Source organism: Streptomyces gobitricini (assembly GCF_039532985.1).
GTDB classification, from domain to species: domain Bacteria; phylum Actinomycetota; class Actinomycetes; order Streptomycetales; family Streptomycetaceae; genus Streptomyces; species Streptomyces gobitricini.
In genome coordinates, this window is record NZ_BAAASR010000026.1 from 61,854 (window position 1) to 84,340 (window position 22,487).

18 protein-coding genes and 1 pseudogene are annotated in these 22,487 nt (G+C 74.4%); 10 read left to right on the forward strand and 9 right to left on the reverse strand.

The features are described 5' to 3' along the window. The first annotated feature begins 46 nt into the window (after positions 1–46). A complete protein-coding gene (locus tag ABD347_RS22930) occupies positions 47–838 on the forward strand; it encodes a spermidine synthase (protein ID WP_344364518.1) in 792 nt (263 codons plus the stop codon). Here ABD347_RS22930 and ABD347_RS22935 read toward each other — a convergent pair. Both ABD347_RS22935 and ABD347_RS22940 read right to left on the reverse strand, forming a co-directional pair. Next, positions 800–2,116: an MFS transporter gene (locus ABD347_RS22935; protein WP_344364402.1), complete on the reverse strand. Its 1,317-nt coding sequence runs from the start codon at positions 2,114–2,116 to the stop codon at positions 800–802. The two genes, ABD347_RS22930 and ABD347_RS22935, sit on opposite strands and share 39 nt — an antisense overlap. Positions 2,117–2,191: 75 nt before the next feature. Then, positions 2,192–3,271 carry a DUF8017 domain-containing protein gene (locus ABD347_RS22940; RefSeq protein WP_344364403.1) on the reverse strand — a complete coding sequence of 360 codons (1,080 nt, stop codon included), beginning with the start codon at positions 3,269–3,271 and terminating at the stop codon, positions 2,192–2,194. 106 nt (positions 3,272–3,377) lie between these two features. Here ABD347_RS22940 and ABD347_RS22945 point away from each other — a divergent pair, with 106 nt between their 5' ends. Together ABD347_RS22945 and ABD347_RS22950 are read left to right on the forward strand one after the other, a co-directional pair. Continuing rightward, positions 3,378–3,830, forward strand: coding sequence for a DUF4442 domain-containing protein (locus tag ABD347_RS22945; RefSeq protein WP_344364405.1), 453 nt, complete (start codon positions 3,378–3,380; stop codon positions 3,828–3,830). 138 nt (positions 3,831–3,968) lie between these two features. Then, positions 3,969–6,434 (forward strand): beta-glucosidase family protein, encoded by a 2,466-nt coding sequence (locus ABD347_RS22950; RefSeq protein WP_344364407.1) that lies wholly within the window; start codon positions 3,969–3,971, stop codon positions 6,432–6,434. A 184-nt stretch (positions 6,435–6,618) separates the two neighbouring features. On the opposite strand, the gene ABD347_RS22955 is transcribed toward ABD347_RS22950, so the two are convergent. Next, positions 6,619–7,149 (reverse strand): gamma carbonic anhydrase family protein, encoded by a 531-nt coding sequence (locus ABD347_RS22955; RefSeq protein WP_344364409.1) that lies wholly within the window; start codon positions 7,147–7,149, stop codon positions 6,619–6,621. 130 nt (positions 7,150–7,279) lie between these two features. Here ABD347_RS22955 and ABD347_RS22960 point away from each other — a divergent pair, with 130 nt between their 5' ends. Beyond that, the gene (locus tag ABD347_RS22960) at positions 7,280–8,017 is read left to right on the forward strand and encodes an acyltransferase (protein ID WP_344364411.1); all 738 of its coding nucleotides are present in this window, start codon (positions 7,280–7,282) and stop codon (positions 8,015–8,017) included. A 169-nt stretch (positions 8,018–8,186) separates the two neighbouring features. Continuing rightward, the gene (locus ABD347_RS22965) at positions 8,187–8,759 is read left to right on the forward strand and encodes a helix-turn-helix domain-containing protein (RefSeq protein WP_344364413.1); all 573 of its coding nucleotides are present in this window, start codon (positions 8,187–8,189) and stop codon (positions 8,757–8,759) included. Between the two features lie 280 nt (positions 8,760–9,039). On the opposite strand, the gene ABD347_RS22970 is transcribed toward ABD347_RS22965, so the two are convergent. After that, positions 9,040–9,453, reverse strand: coding sequence for a CoA-binding protein (locus tag ABD347_RS22970; RefSeq protein ID WP_344364416.1), 414 nt, complete (start codon positions 9,451–9,453; stop codon positions 9,040–9,042). A 94-nt stretch (positions 9,454–9,547) separates the two neighbouring features. Here ABD347_RS22970 and ABD347_RS22975 point away from each other — a divergent pair, with 94 nt between their 5' ends. The 3 genes from ABD347_RS22975 (at position 9,548) to ABD347_RS22985 (ending at position 14,607) form a co-directional block, all read left to right on the forward strand. Continuing rightward, positions 9,548–10,174 (forward strand): YigZ family protein, encoded by a 627-nt coding sequence (locus ABD347_RS22975; RefSeq protein WP_344364418.1) that lies wholly within the window; start codon positions 9,548–9,550, stop codon positions 10,172–10,174. Positions 10,175–10,324: 150 nt separating this feature from the next. Further along, positions 10,325–11,491 (forward strand): exonuclease SbcCD subunit D, encoded by a 1,167-nt coding sequence (locus ABD347_RS22980; protein ID WP_344364420.1) that lies wholly within the window; start codon positions 10,325–10,327, stop codon positions 11,489–11,491. Then, a complete protein-coding gene (locus tag ABD347_RS22985) occupies positions 11,488–14,607 on the forward strand; it encodes an AAA family ATPase (protein ID WP_344364422.1) in 3,120 nt (1,039 codons plus the stop codon). Before ABD347_RS22980 ends, ABD347_RS22985 begins: the two co-directional genes overlap by 4 nt. Here ABD347_RS22985 and ABD347_RS22990 read toward each other — a convergent pair. After that, complete coding sequence (locus tag ABD347_RS22990) at positions 14,597–15,043, reverse strand: Lrp/AsnC family transcriptional regulator (RefSeq protein ID WP_344364424.1); 447 nt, start codon at positions 15,041–15,043, stop codon at positions 14,597–14,599. The two genes, ABD347_RS22985 and ABD347_RS22990, sit on opposite strands and share 11 nt — an antisense overlap. 95 nt (positions 15,044–15,138) lie before the next feature. Between ABD347_RS22990 and ABD347_RS22995 the strand changes: the two genes are divergently transcribed. After that, positions 15,139–15,636: a rhodanese-like domain-containing protein gene (locus ABD347_RS22995; protein ID WP_344364426.1), complete on the forward strand. Its 498-nt coding sequence runs from the start codon at positions 15,139–15,141 to the stop codon at positions 15,634–15,636. 98 nt (positions 15,637–15,734) lie between these two features. On the opposite strand, the gene ABD347_RS23000 is transcribed toward ABD347_RS22995, so the two are convergent. Next, the gene (locus ABD347_RS23000) at positions 15,735–17,426 is read right to left on the reverse strand and encodes a DUF885 domain-containing protein (RefSeq protein ID WP_344364427.1); all 1,692 of its coding nucleotides are present in this window, start codon (positions 17,424–17,426) and stop codon (positions 15,735–15,737) included. Positions 17,427–17,464: 38 nt separating this feature from the next. Continuing rightward, on the reverse strand, positions 17,465–17,971 hold the full coding sequence (locus ABD347_RS23005) for an Lrp/AsnC family transcriptional regulator (protein ID WP_344364429.1): 507 nt from the start codon (positions 17,969–17,971) through the stop codon (positions 17,465–17,467). 60 nt (positions 17,972–18,031) lie between these two features. On the opposite strand from ABD347_RS23005, the gene ABD347_RS23010 reads away from it, so the two are divergent. Beyond that, entirely contained in the window at positions 18,032–19,246 is a 1,215-nt protein-coding gene (locus ABD347_RS23010) for a trans-sulfuration enzyme family protein (protein ID WP_344364431.1), read from the forward strand. On the opposite strand, the gene ABD347_RS23015 is transcribed toward ABD347_RS23010, so the two are convergent. Then, positions 19,179–20,573, reverse strand: coding sequence for a GNAT family N-acetyltransferase (locus tag ABD347_RS23015; RefSeq protein ID WP_344364434.1), 1,395 nt, complete (start codon positions 20,571–20,573; stop codon positions 19,179–19,181). The two genes, ABD347_RS23010 and ABD347_RS23015, sit on opposite strands and share 68 nt — an antisense overlap. Before the next feature lie 160 nt (positions 20,574–20,733). Continuing rightward, positions 20,734–22,187: pseudogene (gene pdxR, locus ABD347_RS23020) on the reverse strand (MocR-like pyridoxine biosynthesis transcription factor PdxR). Positions 22,188–22,487: the final 300 nt, after the last annotated feature.

Genomic DNA, 22,487 nt, shown 5'->3' on the forward strand with positions numbered 1-22,487 from the left:
GCCCCTGCCCGTACTCCGTGACGTCGACCACGGCACCGCCAAGCTCATGCCCGACGTGGACCGCGACCGGGCGTGGCTGCTGACGATCGACGGGGCGCCCCAGTCGTACGTCGACCTCGACGACCCGACGCACCTGGAATTCGAGTACGCCCGCCGGCTCGCCCACGCCGTCGACTGCGCGGCACCCGACGGCGAGCCGCTCGACGTCCTGCACCTGGGCGGCGGGGCCCTCACCCTGCCCCGGCGGCTGGCCGTCACCCGGCCCGGGTCCCGGCAGGACGTCGTCGAGGCCGACCGGGGTCTCGTCGCGCTCGTGGGGGAGCACCTGCCGCTGCCGCCCGGCAGCGGGATCACCGTGCACGGCGCGGACGCCCGGGCCTGGCTCGAGGCGGCGCCCGCGCGGTCCGCCGACGTGCTGATCGCGGATGTGTTCGGCGGGTCGCGGGTGCCCGCGCACCTGACGTCCCTGGCGTACGCGCGGGCCGCGGAGCGGGTGCTGCGACCGGGCGGGACCTATGCGGCGAATTTGGCGGACGGTGCGCCCTTCGCCTTCCTCCGCTCCCAGCTGGTCACCTTCGCCGCCGTGTTCGCGCACCTCGCGCTTATCGCCGAGCCCGCCGTGCTGCGCGGCCGGCGGTTCGGGAACGCGGTGCTCGTCGCCTCGCACCGGGAGATCGACACCGTGTGTCTGGCCCGGCGGGCCGCCGCCGACGCCTTCCCCGCGCGCGTGGAGCACGGTGAGTCGCTGGCCCGGTTCATGGGCGACGCGCGGGTGGTGCGGGACGAGGACGCCGTGGCGTCACCCGAGCCGCCCGGCGGGGCCTTCGGCATCGGATGAGGGCACGGGAACGACCGCCTGCGCGGTGACCTCCTTCGTACGCCGCGTCAGGTTCCGTACGTCGGGCACCAGCAGCACCAGCGCCGTCACCAGCACCACCAGGGCCGCGCACCCCCACAGCGCCTGGGACCGCCCGAACACGCTCTCCGCCGGTCCGGCCAGCGCCGTCGACAGAGGCAGCATGGCGGTCGAACCGAACCAGTCGTACGCCGAGACCCGCGACAGCTTGTCCTCCGGGATCTCCTGGTGCAGCGCGGTCATCCAGGCGACACCGAAGATCTCCAGCGAGACGCCGCAGACGAACATGGCCGCGATCAGACCGCCCACCGGGAGCGGCACGGCCAGCGCGGCCGACGGCAGCGCCAGCGGGAAGACGCACACGGTGCCGACCAGGAGCATCCGGCGCGGCTTCCAGCGCATCGCCAGCAGCGCGCCGCCGACCGTCCCGACCCCGAACGCGGCGAGCGCCAGGCCCCAGGGGCGCGCCCCGCCCAGCTCGTCCGCGGCGACCAGCGGCCCGTACACCGACTCGGCGGCCCCGACCACCGCCACCACGACCGAGAACTGCGCCACGATCGCCCAGAGCCACGGGCGCCCCGCGAACTCCTGCCAGCCCTCCCGCAGATCGGCCAGCAGCCCGCCCCCGGCCTCCCGCTCCCGGATGTGGCCGACGTCGAGGAAGGCGCGCAGCGCGCCCGCCACCGCGAACGCCGCCGCGTCGACCGCGAGCACCCAGCCCGGGCCGAACGCCGCGATCATCGCGCCGCCGAGCGCGGCGCCGCCGATGCCCGCGCCGTTCATGGCCATCCGGAAGAGCGCGAAGGCGCGGTTGGCCTGTTCGCCGCTGACGCTGGACATCAGCATGCCCTCGGCGGCCGGGTTGAAGAACGCCTGCCCGGTGCCGCACAGGGCGGTGAGCAGCATCATCTGCCACAGCTGCGGGTCGCCCGCCAGTACGAGGGCGGCGAACACCGCCTGGGAGGCGCAGTTGAGGGCGTTGGCCGCGACCATGACCCGGTGGCGGGGGATCCGGTCGGCCACCGCCCCGCCGATGAGCAGGAACAGCACGAGGGGGAGGGTGCGGGCCGCGGCGACGAGGCCCACGTCGCCGCCGTCACCGCCCGACTCCAGCACCGCGAACGCCGCCGCGATCAGGGCACCGTGGGTGCCCAGATTGGTGATGATCGCGGCGGCGGTCAGCAGGGTGTAGTTGCGACCGGCCCACTCGGGGCGCCGGGGGCTCGGGCGCCTTCGGGGCGCGGGCACGCGTGTACTCACCAGGGGACTATCCCCGCCCGCTCGCCCCGGTGCCAAACCGATATCGGTTGCCAAACCGATATCGGTCCGGGCAGGTCAGGACGTCCCCGCGGGCAGCCGCACGGTCGCGAGGATCTTCTGGATGGTCGCGTCCGCCAGCTCGTCCGGGATGCCGGTGTTGGCGTACATGACCCAGCTGACGTAATCACCCTTGTCGTTCTTGAAGGAGAAGGCGATGGACTTGCCGTCCGTGTCGCACTTGCTCTCCTTCTTGGTCTTGAGCGCGGTCGCCGTGGCGACGTGTCCGGTGAGACCGGAGGCGGTGGTGTACGGCACGGCCTTGGTGACCTTGACGGTGCCCTTGGGCTCCGTCTGGGCGTAGCCCGCCCACACCCAGTTGCCGGCCTCGTTGTAGGCCGCCTCGGCGGTGTTCTTGGCGCCCTGGCCGCCCTTGGTACCGACCACGGCCAGGCCGTGCTCCTCCTGGCGGCCGTCCTTGTTGGCGTCCTCCACGCACCACTTGCTCTTGAACTCGGCCGGGGCGGACATCATGACGACGGAGCTGCCGTCGCCCTTCTTCTTGTCCTCGAAGCCGACACTGGTGCCCGCGCCGATGACCTCCCAGTCGGCGGGGACGTCGAACTGGGCGCTGCGCTTGGGGTTGTAGACGACCTTCCAGCCCGGGACGGTGGGCTTGGCCGCGCCGGAGCCGTCGCGCGGGTTGTCGGTCGGCGCCGGGGCGGGACCGGAGGACGTGGACGCGCTCCGCGTGGGCTTGGGGTCCCCGCCGGCGCTGGTCTTCTTGTCGTCGTCCTTCAGCACCAGGAACCCGGTGACACCGGCGGCCACGACGACGGCGGTCACCGCGACGACGGCGACGATGGTCGTCTTCCTCTTGTCGTCGGCGTCCCGCGGCGGCGGCACGGGCGGGCCGGGAGGCTGCCCCGGGACCCCGTACTGGACGGTGGGCTGCTGGTACGGGTTGGGCTGCTGGTACGTGGGGTGCTGGCCGGGCTGCTGCGGGTAGCCGTATCCGGGCTGCTGCGGTGGAGCGCTCGGCGGCGGCGGAGTGCCGGGCTGCTGGTACGGGTTGGGCTGCTGGTACCCCGGCTGCTGGTACGGGTTCTGGTCCTGCGGGTTCTGCTCGCCCCCGGGCGGCTGCTGTCCTGGCCACATGGCGAGTAACCATAGAGGGGCGTGGTGACGGGTGCCACGCCCGCCCCCATGACCATGACCCTGACACACCTTCCCGCACTTGCTACTGCCTGGTAACTTCGGGGCCATGTCCGAGACCCCGCCGAACATCGGCGACATGCTGCTGGCCACTGTTCCCATGGCCAAGACCCTGAACCTGGAGGTCGTCGAAGCGACCGCCGAGCGGGCCGTGCTCCGCCTCCCCGACCAGGGCGCCTTCCACAACCACGTCGGCGGCCCGCACGCGGGCGCGATGTTCACACTGGGCGAGTCCGCCAGCGGCGCCATCGTCATCGGCGCCTTCGGCGACCAGACGAACCGCGCCGTGCCGCTCGCCGTCAAGGCGGAGATCGGCTACAAGAAGCTCGCCATGGGCCCCGTCACCGCCACCGCGACGCTCGGCCGCGCCAAGGCCGAGGTCGTGGCCGAACTGGACGCCGGGCAGCGCCCCGAGTTCCCGGTGAACATCGCGATCACCCGCGAGGACGGTGCCGTCACGGGCGAGATGACCATCATCTGGACGCTGCGCCCCCACTCCTGACGCGCGCGGCCCCGTCGCACGCGCGCGTGGTCGGACGCGCGCGTGAAAGCCGCCCCCGCACCCCTCTTCGGGTACGGGGGCGGCCGTGTCCGACGCCATGTCGCACGGAACGCCCGCCTTCTTGCGCATAGTGCGCCTATGTCACGAAACGTCTCCCGCAGGACCACGCTCCGCCTCCTCACCGGAGCGGCCGCCGTCGCGGCGTCCACCTCCGGCCCCCTCCCCGCCCCGGCCCACGCCGCCGCACCCCCCGCCACCGGCGGCCGCGTCGACGACCTGCTCGCGCGGCTCACCCTCGACGAGAAGCTCACCTTCCTGCACGGCGCCAAGGACCCCGGCAGCCTCGGCCAGGCCGGCTGGATCCCCGGCGTACCGAGGCTCGGCATCCCGCCCCTGCGGCTCGCCGACGGCCCCGCCGGTGTCCGCGTCCGGGCCCGCGCCACCGCCCTGCCCGCCCCCGTGATGCTGGCGAGCGCCTTCGACCCGGACCTCGCCCACGAGTACGGCCGCGTCATCGGCCACGAAGGCCGGGCGCTCGGCCAGGACGTCCTGCTGTCGCCCATGGTGAACCTGATCCGCACCCCCTACGCCGGCCGGAACTTCGAGACGTTCAGCGAGGATCCCCTCCTCACCGCCGACCTCGTCGCCGAGGAGATCCGCGGCATCCAGGGCGAGGGCCTGATCGCCACCGTCAAGCACTTCGCGCTCAACAACCAGGAGAAGGACCGCACCACCGTCGACGTACGCATCGGCGAACAGGCCCTGCACGAGACGGAACTGCGCGGCTTCGAGGCCGCCGTCGCCGCCGGCACCGGGGCGGTGATGGGCGCCTACAACAAGGTCGACGGCCGCCACGCCTGCGAGAACCGGGACCTGCTCACCGGAGTGCTGCGCGAGCAGTGGGGCTTCGACGGCTGGGTGATGAGCGACTGGGACGCCACCCACAGCACCGTCCCGTCCCTCACGGCCGGCCTCGACATGGAGATGCCCGTCGGCCGCTGGTTCGGCGACGCCCTCCGCCGCGCCGTACGGGACGGCACCGTCACCGAGGACGCCGTCGACCGCTCCGTACGCCGGATCCTCACCATCATGGGCCGCTTCGGGCTCCTCGACGACACCGCGCCCGCCCGTCCCGCGGCCCGCGACCGGGACGCCGGGGCGCGCCTCGCGTACCGGGTCGCCGTCGCCGGCGCCACCCTGCTGCGCAACGAGCACGCCACCCTGCCGCTCGCCGGGCCCGCCGCCCGCTCCCTCGCCGTCATCGGCCCCACCGCGGCGGTCCCGTTCGCCAGCGGCGGCGGCAGCGCCCACGTCGTCCCCGACCACGCCGCCGGCCCGCTCGACACCATCACCGCACGCGCGGGCGAGGGTGCCACGGTCACCCACGCCCTGGGCGAGGACCTGTACGGCAAGCCCCTCCCCGTCCACGGGGCGGCCTTCGAAGGACAGCGCGTCCGCGCCGGGAAGACCTACACCTACGAGGGCACGCTCACCCTCGACGAAGCCGACGAGTGGACCTTCGTCGTCCACTACAACGGCACGCGCCCCAAGGTCTTCGTGGACGGCGCCGAGCTCTTCGCCCTCCAGGACCGCGAGGCCGAACTCTTCGCCGGCTTCGGCCTGGTCTCCACCGCCCCCGACGGCCTGAACGTCCGCCGCCGCACGCTCCCCCTCACCGCCGGGCGCCACACCCTGCGCGTCACCGCGGACGGCGGTGCCCAGGGGCAGCTCTTCCGGCTGCGCCGCATCACCACCGCCACCCGCGCGGCGGACGTCGCCGAAGCGGTACGCGCCGCCCGCGCCGCGCACAGCGTGGTGCTGTTCGCCTACGAGGACGCCGCGGAGGGCCGCGACCGGACCACCCTCGCCCTGCCCGGCCACCAGGAGGCGCTGATCGACGCGGTGACCGCCGCCAACCCGCGTACGACCGTGGTCCTCAACACCTCGTCCGCCGTCACCATGCCGTGGCTGGACCGTACCGGCGCCGTGCTCCAGATGTACTACCCCGGCCAGGAGGGCGCCGCCGCGACCACCGCCGTGCTCTTCGGGGACACCGACCCCGGCGGCCGCCTGACCCAGACCTTCCCGGTCTCCGACACCCGCCACCCCATGGCCGGCGACCCGCGCCGCTACCCCGGCACCGGCGGCGTCCAGGAGTACTCCGAGGGCATCCGCACCGGCTACCGCTGGTACGACGCGGAGGGCGTCGAGCCGCTGTTCCCCTTCGGCCACGGGCTGTCGTACACCACCTTCGCGTACTCCGGCCTGGTCGTGACCCCCGCGCGGGGCGGCGGCCTCACGGCGCGCTTCACCGTCCGCAACACCGGGCGGCGCACCGGCGTCACCGTCGCCCAGCTGTACGTCGGACCGTCGCCGCATCTGACGCTGGACCAGCCGGCGCGCGTTCTGGCCGGCTACCGGCGCGTCGAGCTGCGGCCGGGCCAGGTCCGCCACGTCTCCGTGCCGATCGCCGCCCGGACGCTCTCCTCCTGGGACCCGGAACGCCACGCCTGGACGCTCGGCACCGGTACCAGGACCGTCCGGCTGGGGACGTCCTCGCGCGACCTGAGGCTCACCGCTCGGGCGGCGGTCCTCCCGGTCTGAGGAGGCAGGCTGCCCGGCGTGCGGCCCCGCACGCCGGGCAGCGCGCATCGACGACGGAGTAACCGGCCCTGCACGTCCAGGAGAGGCGAGGCCGCCCACCACCGGAGACCGGACCGTCACGCGAGCGGCCCGCCCCCGGCAGGCGCCGCCGGCGGGGGAGCCGCGTGCCGGCCGGGGCGGGGAGTCAGGCGGAGTGGGCCTCGCCGTGGGCCTTGGCCAGCTCCGAGTACATCGCGGCGTTCAGTCTGATGCCCTCGCGCTCCTCGGCCGTCAGCTCCCGCTTGACCTTGGCCGGCACGCCCGCGACCAGGGAGCCGGGCGGGACGCGCATGCCCTGCGGCACCAGCGCCTGCGCGGCGATCAGCGAGCCGGCGCCGATGTGGGCGCCGTTGAGGACCGTGGCGCCCATGCCGACCAGGACGTCGTCCTCGACGGTGCACCCGTGCAGGACCGCGTTGTGGCCGACCGACACGCGTTCACCGACCGTGACGGGGAAGCCGGGGTCGACGTGCACGGTGCAGTTGTCCTGGACGTTGCTGTCGGCACCCAGGACGATCGGCCCGCAGTCGGCGCGCAGCACGGTGTGGTACCAGACGCTCGAACCCGCCGCCATGGTCACCTCGCCGATCACCACGGCGGTCGGCGCGGCGAACGCCTCCGGATGCACGTCCGGTTCCTTGCCGCCCACCCCGGTGATCAACGCCCGCTCTGCCATCGCCTGCTCCTCGTGTTGCGAAGTCGCGCCAGGGGAACGTTAGGCGACGGCCGCCCCGGCGGCGACGGTGGGGCGAACATCACAGGGCGTCACGCCGGTAGGCCGGTACCCGGGCGACTACCGTGTCCGGGTGCCGAAGAACAGAAACACGTTCTCATCCCTGGCCGCCTGGCGGCGCCGGGTGCTCAGCCGGGCCGTGCACGGCGGCTGGCGATGGGTGCAGGAGACGGGTGCCGTGACCGCGGACCGTCCCGGGCGGCTGCGTTTCCGGCGCCTGGGCCCCGGTACACGGCTGGCGTTCCCTCAGGGCACCGTCTTCGGCGAGGAGTGGATCGAGCTGGGCGACCACTGCATCATCGCCGAGCAGGTGACGCTCACCGCCGGGATGATGCCGGGGCTCGACCTGGGGCCCGACCCGGTCCTGACCCTCGGCAACGGTGTCGTCCTCGGGCGCGGCAGTCACGTCGTCGCCGACGCGGCGGTGACCATCGGCGCGGACACCTTCTGCGGGCCGTACGTCTACATCACCTCGACCAACCACAGCTACGACGACCCCGACGAGCCGGTCGGCCGGCAGTGGCCGCGTTCCGCACCGGTGGAGGTGGGCCCGGGCTGCTGGCTCGGGACCGGCGCGGTGATCCTCCCCGGCGCCCGGCTCGGCCGCAACGTCGTCGTCGCCGCGGGAGCCGTCGTGCGGGGCGAGGTGCCCGACCACGCGGTGGTCGCCGGGGCGCCGGCCCGTGTCGTACGCCGCTGGGACGCCGAGAGCGGCTGGCAGCCCCCGCTGCGTACACCCGCTCCCGTGCCCGTGCCCGAGGGCGTGACGTCCCAGCAGCTGGCCGCGCTGGCCGAACTCGACAAGACCTGACCGGCCGCCCGCCGGCAGCGCCGCGCGCATCAGCGCCAGGCCCACCCGCACCCGGGGGCCTTCCTCAGCCGCTCGTCGACGAGCCGCGCAGTACAGTGCGGTGAACAGCGCGGTGCGGCAACCGCAGCGCACTGCGCTGAACCAGGCCATTGCCGATATTGGACGGAACGTGTCGGACCTCGACCAGCTCACGCAGTCGCTCGCCCGCAACCTCAGGCGCTGGCGCGGCGAGCGCGGCTTCACTCTCGACGCGCTCGCCGCCCGCGCCGGTGTCAGCCGAGGCATGATCATCCAGATCGAGCAGGCCCGTACGAACCCGAGCGTCGGCACCACCGTGAAACTCGCCGACGCGCTCGGCGTCTCCATCACCACGCTTCTCGACCACGAGCAGGGCCCCCACGTCCGCCTGGTGCCCCAGGAGCAGGCGGTACGGATGTGGTCCACCGACAAGGGCAGCAGCACCACCCTCCTCGTCGGCGCCGAGGCCCGCGGCCCGCTCGAACTGTGGTCCTGGACGCTGGTGCCCGGCGACGCCAGCGCCTCCGACCCGCACCCGGACGGCACCACCGAGCTGCTCCACGTCACGGCGGGGGAACTCACCCTCGTCGTCGACGGGGCGGAACACCGGGTAGCGGCCGGGACCTCGGCCGTGTTCGAGTCCAACGTCCCGCACGCGTACCGCAACGACGGCGCCGAGACGGTCGAGATGACCATGGCGGTCTCCATCCCGCCCGTACGCTGAGACGGCCGACCTCCCGCCCGCCGACCGCTGTTGGCGTGGCCGCACGCGCGCACCCGCCAAAGACTCCGACGACGCCCGCCCGGCCCCCGACCGGCTCGCCACGCCGACCGGGCTGCCCGCCGGCCGGCCCTTCCCGCCCACGGCGGCGCCGTCGGCACCGAGTGGGACCCGACCGGCGGCCGGCGGCGCCGGGGCGGGCTCGCCGTGCCCGGCAGGATTGCCGCGGAACCGCCGGGCGCGGCCGTCCTCGGAGGACTCGTCGCCCTCGAAGGCCTCGGGGTCAGCCCCGGCCGAGCCGCGGGATCTCGATGGCGGGGCAGCGGTCCATGACCATGTCGAGCCCGGCCGCCCTGGTCCGCTCGTACGCCGCCTCGTCGATCACCCCGAGCTGGAACCACACCGCCTTGGCGCCCTTGGCCACCGCCTCGTCCGCGACGGCCCCCGCCAAGTGGCTGTTGACGAACACGTCCACCACGTCCACCGGGAACGGGATCTCCCCGAGCGAGGCGTACCCCTTCTCCCCGTGGACCGTCTCCGCCTTGGGATGGACCGGCACGACGCGCTTGCCGAAGCGCTGGAGGACGGCGGCCACGCCGTACGCGGCCCGGGCCCGGTTGCTGGACAGGCCCACCACCGCCCAGGTGTCCCCGGACTCGGTCAGGATCTTCTCAACGGTGTCCGTCTCGCCCGTCACGCTCCGCCTCCTGTGCGTCAGATCGTCGTCTCCCTGCGCCAACCGCCACCCACCGCCGGAGATTCCCCGCCACGCCTCCGCATAGGGTGGCGGCATGCAGGAGCAGTACCGGACGGTCGCCCGCGAGGGCGTGCACGAGACCGAGATCAACCGATCGCGCTTCATCTGCGCCCTCGCGCCCGCCGCGACCGAACAGGAGGCGCAGGACTTCGTCGCACGCGTCCGCAAGGCGCACCCCACCGCCAGCCACAACTGCTTCGCGTACGTCATCGGCGCCGACGCCGCCGTACAGAAGGCGAGCGACGACGGAGAGCCGGGCGGCACGGCGGGAGTACCCATGCTCCAGATGCTGCTGCGCCGCGAGGTCCGGTACGTCGCCGCCGTCGTCACCCGCTACTACGGCGGTGTGAAACTCGGCGCGGGCGGGCTCATCCGCGCCTACGGCGGTGCGGTCGGCGAGGCCCTCGACACCCTCGGCACCCTCACCCGGCAGCGCTTCCGGCTCGTCACCGTCACGGTCGACCACCAGCGGGCCGGGAAGCTGGAGAACGACCTGCGGGCCACCGGGCGGGCGGTGCGCGACGTGCGGTACGCGGAGGCGGTCACGATGGAGATCGGCCTGCCCGACTCCCACGTCGGCACCTTCCGGGCCTGGCTCGCCGACGCCACGGCAGGGACCGCCCGGCTGGAGCTGGGCGGCGAAGCGTACGGCGACACCTGACGTGCCCGCCCGCCTGACCGCACGCCGGTGAAAAAAGAGGTCCGTGACGAACCGGGGGCCGGGCACCGTTAGCGTGTACGGGGTTCACGACGGTACCCGCGCGGGTCCTGGGGGCGGAGGAGCGGTACACATGCAGGTCGGAGCGGCACCGTGAGAATGCTGCACACATCGGACTGGCACCTGGGGCGCTCGTTCCACCGGGTGAGCCTGCTGGAGGCGCAGTCCGCGTTCCTCGACCACCTCCTGGCGACGGTCCACGAGCACGACGTGGACGTCGTCCTCGTGGCGGGTGACATCTACGACCGCGCGGTGCCGCCGCTGACCGCCGTGGAACTCTTCGACGCCGCGCTGCACCGGCTCGCCGAGGCCGGCGTACCCACCGTCATGATCTCCGGCAACCACGACTCCGGCCGCCGCCTGGGCGTCGGCGCCGGGCTCATCGAGCGCGCCGGGATCCACCTGCGGACGGACCCGGCCGGCGTCGGCACCCCCGTCCTGCTCGCGGACGCGCACGGCGACGTGGCGTTCTACGGGCTTCCCTACCTCGAACCCGCCCTCGTCCGCGATGAGCTCGGGGCCACGAAGACCGGACACGAGGCCGTCCTGACGGCCGCCATGGAGCGGGTACGCGCCGACCTCGCCCGCCGTACACCCGGAACCCGCTCCGTCGTCCTCGCCCACGCCTTCGTCGCGGGCGGCACACCGAGCGACAGCGAACGCGACATCACCGTCGGTGGCGTGGCCGCCGTACCGGCCGGGGTCTTCGCCGGCGCCGACTACGTCGCCCTCGGTCACCTGCACGGCAGCCAGGCGCTCACCGAGCGGATCCGCTACTCCGGTTCCCCGCTCGCGTACTCCTTCTCCGAGAGCGACCACCGCAAGACGATGTGGCTCGTCGACCTGGACGGCGACGGGACGGTCCGCGCCGAGCGGATCGCCTGCCCGGTGCCCCGCCCCCTCGCCCGCGTCCGGGGCCGGCTCGACGACCTGCTCGCCGACCCCGCGCTCGACCGGCACGAGGACTCCTGGGTCGAGGTCACCCTCACCGACCCGGTCCGCCCCGCCGAACCCATGGCACGCCTCGTCGAGCGCTTCCCCCACACCCTCAGTCTCCTCTTCGCCCCCGAGCTGCCCGGCGACGAGCCCCTCGCCTCCTACGCCCAGCGCCTCCGTGACCGTGACGACCAGCAGATCGCCCAGGACTTCGTCGCCCACGTACGCGGCGGCAACGGCCCCGACGACCGGGAGCGCACGGCCCTCCTGCGGGCCTTCGACGACGTACGGGTGGACATGGCGCGGCGCGAGGTGACCGGATGAGACTCCACCGGCTCGACATCACCGGCTTCGGCCCGTTCGGCACCACCCAGACCGTCGACTTCGACACCCTGTCCCGGGCCGGTCTCTTCCTGCTCCACGGACCGACCGGCGCGGGCAAGACCTCCGTCCTCGACGCCGTCTGCTACGCCCTGTACGGGGCGGTGCCCGGCGCCCGGCAGAGTCCCGGCACCTCGCTGCGCAGCGACCACGCCCCGGCCGGCACGTACACCGAGGTCGTGCTCGACCTGACCGTGTCCGGCCGGCGGTTGGAGATCACCCGGCGGCCCGCCCAGCCGCGCCCCAAGAAGCGGGGCGGCGGCTTCACCACCGAGAAGGCGCAGTCGTGGCTGCGCGAGTACGACGCGCACAGCCGCACCTGGAAGGGCCTCAGCCGCTCCCACCAGGAGATCGGCGAAGAGGTCACCCAGCTGCTCGGTATGAGCCGGGACCAGTTCTGCCAGGTGGTCCTGCTGCCGCAGGGCGACTTCGCACGGTTCCTGCGCGCCGACGCGGAGGCGCGTGGCAAGCTCCTCGGCCGGCTCTTCGACACCCGGCGCTTCGCCGCCGTCGAGGAGCGCCTCGCCGAACTGCGCCGCGCCGCCGAGCAGCAGGTGAAGGACGGCGACGAACGGCTCCTCGCGCTCGCCCACCGGATGGCCCAGGCAGCCGGGGACGCGGCCGACGGCTGGCCCGCCCCGGAGGGCAGGCCCGGCGACCCGGGCCTCGCCGGGGCCGTACTCTCCTGGGCGGCCGTCGCCCGGTCGGGCGCCCGTGAGGCACTGGACGTCGCGGAGTCGGCGCTCGCCGCCGCCGAGAGCCGGCAGGCCGCCGCCCGCCGCGCACTCGACGAGGAACGGGAACTGGCCGCGAGGCAGCACCGGTACGAGGACGCCCGTCGGCGCGCCGCCGAGCTGGACACCCGGCGGGCCGAGCGCGACGGGTGGGAGGCCCGGCTGGAGCGCGGCCGCAAGGCCGAGCGGGTGGCCGGCCCGCTGAGCCTGCGCGGGGACGCCGAGCGGGAGCACCGCGCGGCGCTCGCGGCGTACGAGCGGGCGGTGGCCGGTCTGCCGCCGGACCTCGTCGACGCGGGTGCCGAGCACCTGGCCGCGCTGGCCGGCCGGCTGCGGGAGGACCTCGGCGGCCTGGACGCCGCCCGCCGGGCCGAGCGGCGCGCCGGCGAACTCGTCCGCGAGCGCGACGAACTGGACCGGCAGGCCCGTGCCGACGAGGACGCCCTCCAGGACGCGGACATGTGGCTGGCCGGCTGGGATGGCACCCGCCGCGCCCTCCAGGACCGGGTGGAGGCCGCCCAGGAGGCCGCCACCCGTGCCGAACACCTCGCGGGCCGTCTGGAACCCGCCCGCCGCCGGCTGTCCGCCGCCCGCCGCCGCGACGCGCTGGCGGGAGAGGTCCATGCCGCCTCCGCCCGTCTGGCCGACGCCCGCGAGCAGGCCAACGCCGCCCATGAGACCTGGCTCGACCTGCGGGAACGTCGCCTGCGCGGTATCGCCGCGGAACTCGCGGCCGCCCTGGCGGACGGTGAGCCCTGCGCGGTCTGCGGCTCGCCCGACCACCCGGCCCCCGCCCGCGCCGACGCCGACCACGTGGACCGTACGACGGAGGACGCGGCCTACGCGGCCCACGCGCGGGCGGAGGAGGCGCGCTCGGCGGCCGAGCGGGACCTCGCGGTCGCCCGGGAGGCCCTGACCGCGGCCCGGGCGGAGGTCGCCGCCGCCCCGGAGCACGGCGACCGGCGCGTGGCGGATGACCGTGCGGTGGACGGCCCCGTGGCGGGGGGCCGCGCGCTGGACGACCGCGTGGCGGACGGCCCCGCGGCCGTCGACCGGCCGTCGGTGGCCGGCCTCGCCGACGAGGTCGCCCGGCTGGAGAGCGCGTACGCCGAGGCGCGTGCCCTGGCGGGGGGCGCGCACGCCGCGCGGGAGGAACTCGACCGGGCCGAGGGCGAGCACCGGCGCAGGCTCGACGTGCGGCAGCAGGCCGAGCGCCGTGCCGCCGCGCGGACCTCGCGGCGCGAGGCGCTCGACCGGGAGCAGGCGACGGTGGACGCCGAACTCGCCCGCGTCCCGGGCGGGGCCGTCGCGGAGCACGCCGCGTCCCTGGAGCACCGCATCGTCCGCCTCACCGAGGCCGCCGAGGCCGTACGTACCGTCGAGGACACGGCCCGACGTCTCAAGGAGGCCGACGACCGGCTCGCCGACGCCGCGTTCCGGGCCGGGTTCGACACCCCGGCCGCCGCGGCCGCCGCGCTGCTCGACGACGGAGCCCACCGTGACCTCCAGCGGCGGCTGGACGCCTGGCAGGCCGAGGCGGCGGCCGTCGCCGACCGGCTCCGCGAGCCGGAGACGCGGACCGCCGCGGGGCGCCCGCCCGCCGACCCGGACCGCGCCCGGGCCGCCCACGCCGCCGCCGACCGCGCCGCCCGTGACGCGGACTCCGCGCTGGCCGCCCACCGCGAGCGGTGCGACGAGCTGGCCCGGCTGTCCCGGCAGGCCGCCACCGAGGTACGGCGTCTGGGGCCGCTGCGCGAGGAGTACGAGCGGGTGGCGCGGCTGGCCGGGCTGACCGCCGGCACGTCCGCGGACAACGAACGCAAGATGCGGCTGGAGTCCTACGTGCTGGCGGCCCGGCTCGAACAGGTCGCCGCCGCCGCGACGGCGCGCCTGGCCCGTATGTCGGCCGGCCGCTACACGCTCGTCCACTCCGACGCCCGGGCGGGCGGGAAACGCGCCGGTCTCGGTCTGCACGTCGTGGACGCCTGGACGGGCCGCGAGCGCGACACGGCGACCCTCTCGGGCGGTGAGACGTTCTTCGCGTCGCTGGCGCTGGCGCTGGGCCTCGCCGACGTCGTGACCGACGAAGCGGGTGGCGTGCGACTCGACACGCTCTTCATCGACGAGGGCTTCGGCAGCCTCGACGACCAGACCCTCGACGAGGTGCTGGACGTCCTGGACTCGCTGCGCGAACGGGATCGCAGCGTCGGCATCGTCAGCCACGTCGGCGACCTGCGCCGTCGCATCCCCGCCCAGTTGGAGGTCGTCAAGGAGCGCGGCGGCTCGGCGGTCAGGCTGCGCGGCGGGGGAGCACTCAGCGGCTGACCGGCCGGCGCGGCAGCGGCGAGGAGTAGACGACGCTCGTGGTCACCGAGCCCAGCACGCCGACCTTCCCGGCGATCTCCTCAAGGTGCCGCATCGAACGGGCGGCGACCTTCATCACGAAGCAGTCGTCGCCCGTCACGTGGTGCGCCTCCAGGATCTCCGGCGTCGTGTCCAGCAAGTCGTGGAACGGCTTGTAGTTGCCGTTGGGGTAGCGCAGCCGTACGAAGGCGAGAATGGGCAGCCCGATACGTTCCTGGTCGACCACCGCGGTGTAACCGGCGATCACCCCGGCCTCCTCCAGCCTGCGGACCCGCTCGGTGACGGCGCTCGCGGACATGGAGACGGTACGGGCGAGTTCGGCGAAGGACGCCCGGCCCCGGTCCTGGAGGGCGGCCAGTATGCGCCAGTCCGTGGCGTCCGGTGAATATCCCGTCATGCACGAGGAATAGCAGGGGAATCCACGGCCGGACAAGCCGACGACCGGGATTCCCCACTTCACCGGGGTGATCAACAGGCCGTAGATTTCCGGACATGACGACCACGCCGATCACCAGCGCCCCCGCCGCCGCCCACCCCGTCCTGCGCGTCCCGCCCGCCCCGCCGGCGGCCGCCGCCGCGTACTTCTCGGCGAGCCTCGCCTTCCACGCGGACGTCTCGGACGTCGCCTCCGCGCTCGCCGCCGGCGGCGACCCGGGGTTCGTCGTCCTCGACTCCCGGTCGACCGAGTCCTGGGACCAGGGTCACGTCCCGGGCGCGGTCCACCTGCCGACGGCGCTCATCCCCGAGCAGGCGGAGCACCTGCTGGACAAGTCGGTGCCCGTCGTCACGTACTGCTGGGGGCCGGGCTGCAACGGCGCCACGCGCGCGGCCCTCGCCCTCGCGGAACTCGGCTACCAGGTCAAGGAGATGCTCGGCGGATTCGAGTACTGGGCCCGCGAGGGCTTCGCGTTCGAGACCCGGGAGGGTGTCCGCACGCGTGACGCCGACCCCCTCACCGCCCCGGTCGACACGGACGACTGCGGCTGCTGACGACGCGGAGGGGGACCGGAGCCGGGCCCCCGGACCACATCGCGCCGGATCGCGCCGGCCGTGCACCGGGGAGCGGCCGCCGACCGTCGTGGGGGGCCTCACAGCCGGGCCAGTTCCTCCACCAGGTCGTCCAGCCCCAGCGGGCCCTGTGACAGCGCGGCCATGTGCCACTTCTTCGCGTCGAAGGCGTCACCGTGCGCCCGGCGGGCCCTCTCCCGGCCCAGCAGCCAGGCGCGCTCGCCCAGCTTGTAGCCGATCGCCTGCCCGGGCATCGACAGGTAGCGGGTCAGCTCGCTCTCGACGAACGCCGGCGGGCGGCTGGTGTGCCGCTGGAAGAACTCCTGCGCCAGCTCCGGTGTCCACCGCTCACCGGGGCGGAACGGCGAGTCCGCCGGGATCCGCAGGCCGAGGTGCATGCCGATGTCCACGATCACCCGGCAGGCCCGCATCATCTGGCAGTCCAGGTACCCCAGGCGCCGCTCCGGGTCGGGCAGGAAGCCGAGCTCGTCCATGAGCCGTTCCGCGTACAGCGCCCAGCCCTCCGCGTTGGCGCTGACCCCGCCGATGGTCGCCTGGTACCGCGACAACCGGTCGGCGACGTGCACCCACTGCGCGATCTGGAGGTGATGGCCGGGCACGCCCTCGTGGTACCACGTCGACACCAGGTCGTAGACCGGGAACCGTGTCTCGCCGTCGACGGGCAGCCAGGTGCGGCCGGGGCGGGAGAAGTCCTCGGACGGGCCGGTGTAGTACGGGGCCGCCGCGCCACCCGGCGGGGCGATCCGCGACTCCACCCTCCGTACCCGCTCGGCGAGTTCGAAGTGCGTGCCGTCCAGCGCCTCGATCGCCTCGTCCATCAGCCGCTGGAGCCAGACCCGCACCTCCTCGACGCCCTCGATGTGGGTGCCGTGCTCGTCGAGATGGGCGAGCGCCTCCCACGGCCCGGCGCCGGGCAGGATCTTCTCCGCCTCGGCCCGCATCTCGGCGAGGAGCCGGTGGTACTCGCCCCAGCCGTACGCGTACGCCTCGTCCAGGTCGCAGTCGCTGCCGTTGAAGTAGCGCGACCATCGGGCGTACCGTTCACGGCCCACCGTGTCCGGCGTGTCCTTCACCGCCGGGGCGTACACGTCGCGCATCCAGTCGCGCAGCGACTCCAGCGCCCGGGTGGCGCCGCCCGCCGCCGCGTCCAGCTCCGGGCGCAGCCGGGCCGGGGCGGCCGTCACGAACTCCTCGAACCAGCCGCGTCCCGCGCCGTCGTTGCCCGTCCACCCGGTGAGCTGCCCGACGAACGTCGCCGTGGCGCGCGGACCGGCCAGCAGTCCGCGTTCCAGGCCCAGTTCGAGGGACGCGCGGTACCCCGCGATCGCCGCCGGCACGGCCCGCAGCCGCTCGGCGACCGCCGCCCAGTCGCCGTCCGTGTCGGTGGGCATCACCGTGAACACGATGCGCACGCTGTGCGCCGGCGAGCGCATGTTGCCGACCGTGCGCAGTCCCTCGCCCGCCTCGTGGACGGCCAGCCCGGCGGTGAGCCGCTCCCGCAGGAGGCGCCCGCAGCGCCGTTCGGCGTCGCTGTCGGCGCCGGGCAGGCGCTCGGCCTCGTCGAGCCGGGCGAGCGTCTCACGGGCGAGTCGGGCGATCTCTTCCTGACCGGCGGGCGAGAAGTCCGGAAGGAGTCCGGCGCTCTTCTGGACGCCCAGGTAGGTGCCGGTGATCGGGTCGAGTTCGATGAGCGCGTCGACATAGGCGTCGGCGACCATGCGGGGGAGCGCGCTGCTGGAGGTGTCTGGCATGAGGCCATCCTGGTATGCCGAGGACCCCGCGTCACCCCTCATCCGTCACGGTCGGCTGACAAATGAGCGGGTGCGCCGGGCGGCAGGAGCGGCCCGCACTCCCACTGCTGGAAGATCAGCCGGGTCTCCACCCGGGCGACCTCGCGCTGCGAGGTGAACTCGTCCAGCACGAGTCGTTGCAGGTCGGAAGGGTCCGATACGGCCACGTGCACCAGGTAGTCGTCCGGACCGGTCAGGTGGAACAGAGCCCGTGACTCCGGCAGGGCGCGGATGCGTTCGACGAACGGACCGATCAGCTCACGCCGGTGCGGACGCACCTGCACCAGCAGCAGCGCCTCCAGGCCACGGCCGATTTTGGCCGGATCGATTCGCAACCGGTTACCGAGGACGACGCCCGTGCGCCGCAGCCGCGCCACCCGGTCCAGGCAGGTGGAGGGCGCGACCCCGACCTCGGCGGCCAGGTCGCGGTACGTGGTCCGGGCGTCGTTCTGCAAAAGGCGAAGTATGTGCAGGTCGACCGTGTCAAGGACGACAGAATCATTCATTCGCCGAACGTAACACGGCGTTCTACCGCTACTCCCCGGTATCTGTTCACAGTGCCGTCCATGGACACCGCGCCTTTCGACGCCTCGCCCGCCCTCCCCACCCCGAGGGCGCTGGCCACCGAAGCCGTGCACGCCGGACGCGACGACCTCGCCGCCCTGGGCCTGCACGCCGTGCCGCTCGACCTGTCGACCACGTACCCGTCCCACGACGCGAGAGCCGAGGCGGATCGCATCGACGCGTTCGCCACCACCGGAGCCCGGCCGGACGGCCCGCCCGTCTACGCCCGGCTCGACAACCCCACCACCGCCCGGTTCGAGACCGCGCTCGCCCGGCTGGAGGGCACCGAGAGCGCCGTCGCGTTCGCCAGCGGCATGGCCGCCCTGACCGCCGTCCTGCTCGTCCGGGCGAGCATGGGCCTCCGGCACGTGGTGGCGGTCCGCCCCCTGTACGGGTGCAGCGACCACCTGCTGACCGCCGGGCTGCTCGGTACGGAGGTGACGTGGACCGACCCGGCGGGGATCGCGGACGCCATCCGCCCCGACACCGGCCTGGTGATGGTCGAGACCCCCGCCAACCCCACGCTCGCCGAGGTGGACGTCCGGGCCGTCGCCGCCGCCTGCGGCTCGGTGCCGCTCCTCGTCGACTCGACGTTCGCCACGCCGGTGCTCCAGCGCCCCGTGGAGCACGGGGCGCGGATCGTGCTGCACAGCGCCACCAAGTACCTCGGCGGGCACGGGGACGTCCTCGCCGGCGTGGTGGCCTGCGACGAGGAGTTCGCCGGCAGGCTGCGCCAGGTGCGGTTCGCCACCGGCGGTGTCCTGCACCCGCTGGCGAGCTACCTGCTGCTGCGCGGACTGTCCACGCTCCCGGTGCGGATGCGGGCCGCCGCCACGACCGCCGCAGACCTGGCGCTCCGGCTCTCGGAGGACCCCAGGGTCGCCCGTGTGTACTACCCGGAGATCGGCGGGGCCATGGTCTCCTTCGAGGTGTACGGCGACCCGCACGACGTGATCGCCGGAGTGCGGCTGATCACGCCCGCGGTCAGCCTCGGCAGCGTCGACACCCTGATCCAGCACCCCGCGTCCATCAGCCACCGCATCGTCGACGAGGACGACCGCCGGTCGTCGGGCGTCAGCGACCGGTTGCTGCGGATGTCGGTCGGCCTGGAGGACGTCGAGGACTTGTGGCGCGACCTGTCGGAGGCGCTCAGTGCTCGGCCTGACCGGCCCGCCGCCGAGGATGGCGTACGGGAATCCCGTTCAGTCGCGCGGTGATCACCAGGGTGCCCTCCTCGATCTGGTAGTCGAGCGGCAGGTTCAGCCCGCGCATCGCCGCGACCATCCCCGTGTTGGACGACTGCGTCACGGCGTACACGCTCTCGCAGCCGGCCTCGAGCGCCAGGCCGACCAGACGGCGCAGCAGCTCCGAGCCGATACCGCGGCGCTGCCAGTCGTCCTCGACGAGCAGCGCCACCTCGGTCTCGTCGCCGTCCCACAGCAGGTGGCCGAGGGCGACGAGCCGGCCGGACGCCGTCTCGACGGCGAGCGTACGGCCGAACCGGGGGCTCAGAAGGTGGTTCAGGTAGCTGCCGGCGTCCCCGACCGGACCGTGGTAGCGCAGTCCGAGGGTCCGCTCCGAGCAGCGGTCGTGCATGGCGCGGGCGGCCTCCAGGTCACCCCGGTCGGCGCGGCGGACCGTGATCTCGTTGCCCTCCGGGAGGGTCAGCACGTCCTGGCTGCGCGGGATGCGCGGCCCCAGGCGGGCGTCCAGCTCCACGAGGGCGCGGGCACGGGCGAACTCGGTGGGCGTGAACGGCAGGTACGGCCGCTCGATGGCGATGGCGCCCCCGTGGGGGTCGCGCAGCCGCATCACGGTGTCCCCGTCCTCCAGGGCGCCCTCGACCGGGGCGGTCGCGCCGGTGGGCCGGCCGGCCGGGGAGACGGCGGGCAGTGAGTGGATGGTGCACCGGCCGAGCAACTGGCGCAGCGCCAGCGGCAGTTCGGCGGCGTCCAGCGCGGTACGGGTGGCCAGCCCCAGCACCCGCGTCGGGGTGTCCACCAGATCGTGCGCGTCGGCACGCTCGGTCCAGGTGCGGGTGCCGCCCGCCGCCGCGACCTCCCGCGTCAGCGTCGCCGCCTGGAGCGAGGCGGGCGCCCGCAGCAGGAACTCGTCGACCGTTCCGTCGGCCAGCGGGTGCGTCTGCAGCGTCAGGATGTCCACGTGCAGGTGCGCCAGCGCCGTGCACAGCGCGGCCAGGCTGCCGGGCTCGTCGCGGACGGTGGTCCGCATGCGCCACAGCGTCGTCCCGCTCGTCGCGTCCCGGCCGGTGGCGGCCGTCGCCGGGCCGCCGCCGGTATCGGGGACGGCCGGCGGTGCATGGCTGTGGCGCCGTGCCCACCAGGTGTGGAACGCCGCCGTGGCGATCAGGACGAGCGCCGACACCGCGAGGAGGTACGGGCCGTCGGGGCCGTGCGCGATGGTGTTCGCCACCGCGTCCGCGACGGCCACCGCGGTGAACAGGGCCGCCAGTTCGACGAGGTCACGCCGCCAGTGGTGGGGTCGGCGGGGGTTCTTCACGGGGGTCGCTGTCGCGTCGGTCATGGCTTCACTGTGACTCAGTGGTGTTGCGCGATCACGAACGCTTTGTGACTGATGGGTTAAGCGTGCATCTGGTGGCTTAAGTCCGATTTTCAAGAGTTCCTCTGTGGCGAGGGTCCCAGGCTCACCTCCCGGCCCGTGTCACCTCGCCGCCCGGCCCGGCTCACCTTCCGACCCGGTCCCTGGCTCGCTGGGCGTCCGCGACCAACCGCACGCCCAACGCGATGTCGCCGGGCGGCAGATGGGCGTACCCCAGGACCAACCGGACGTCCCCGTCGTCCGGGCGCGCCGACCCGTACTCGTACTCGCTGAGCGGCCGCAGCGCCACCCCGGCCCCGGCCGCCCGTTGCAGGAACACGCCCTCCGACGCCCCGCGCGCGTGCCGCCCCGGCACGCCGCGATGACGTGGAGACCGGCCGCGATGCCACTGACCTCCGTACCGCCGAAGTGCTCCGCCAGGGCGGTGATCAGGGCGTCCCGCCGCTCCCGGTAGGCGCGGCGACAGCGGCGCAGGTGGCGGTCGTAGCCGCCGCTCGTGATGAAGTGGGCGAGAACGGCCTGGTCGAGCGACGGGTTGCCCAGGTCCATGGTGCGCTTGCGCTCGACGACCTCGTCGGCGAGGGACTCCGGTACGAGCATCCAGCCGAGGCGCAGTCCGGGGGCGAGCGACTTGCTGACGGAGCCGGTGTACACGACACGCTCGGGGTCGAGGCCCTGGAGCGCGCCCACGGGAGCGCGGTCGTAGCGGAAGTCACCGTCGTAGTCGTCCTCGACGAGGTACCCGTCCACCGTACGGGCCCGGTCCAGAAGGCCCGCCCGGCGCCGGGCGGAGTAGCCGATGCCCGCGGGGAACTGGTGGGCGGGCGTGGTGACCACGGCCCGCAGACCGGACGCGGCCAGGGGCGCCGGTGCGAGCCCTTCCGCGTCCAGCGGCAGGGGTACGGTCCGCAGCCCCGCCGACGCGAAGAGGGCCGCGGGTCCCGGGCTGCCCGGGTCCTCGACGCCGAGGGCGTGCAGACCTCGGGCGCGGAGGACGAAACCGAGGAGCGTCATCGCCTGCGACACACCCGAGCACACCACCACCCGCTCCGGATCGGCCACCACGCCGCGACGCCGGGCCAGCAGGGCGGCGAGCGCCGTCCGCAGCTCCGGCAGCCCACGCGGGTCGGGGTACCCGAGCGCCCGGTGCGGCAGCCGGGACAGGACGGTTCTGTGCGCGGCCCCCCAGGCGGTACGGGGGAACAGCGACAGGTCCGGTGTGCCGGGGCGGAAGTCCACCCGGGCGCCCGCCGCCCCCGGGGCCAGGGCCCGCGCGGCGGGCGCGGCCCGGCGCACCGCGTCGCCCACCCAGGTGCCGGCGCCCCGGTCGCTCCGCAGATACCCCTCGGCCGTCAACTGCTCGTACGTCTCCGTCATGAGCCCGCGCGAGACCCCGAGATCGGCCGCCAGCTCCCGGCTGGACGGCAGTCGTGTCCCGGCCGCGAGCCGCCCCGACCTGACGGCGTCACGCAGCGCGGACTGGAGCATCCGACCGCGCCGCCTCGGCGGTGCCGCCACCGCGTACATGGGCGTCCAGCGGATCGGGGCCGAGCGGGCGACGTTGTTCTGCGGGCTCATCCCGGTGTCCGCGGCGATGACCGCGCCCCTCGTCGCCACCGGTTCCTACGGGCCGGCCCAGGCGGTCGGCAGCGCGCTGGTCGGCGCGGGCGTCGCGCTCGGTTCGGGAGTCCTGGGGAGGCGCGCCCCGGCCCCCTCGGCGCCGGCTCCCGGTGAGGAGCACGCGCGCGACCAGGGCGGGGCCGTCGTTCACCGGCACGTGGCCGGAGCCGGGCAGGCGCACCTGGCCGCGCCGCGGGGAGGGCCGTCTTAGCGCGGACGCCCTGTCGGCGTGGCAGCGTTCGGCCGTGCGCGCCCCAC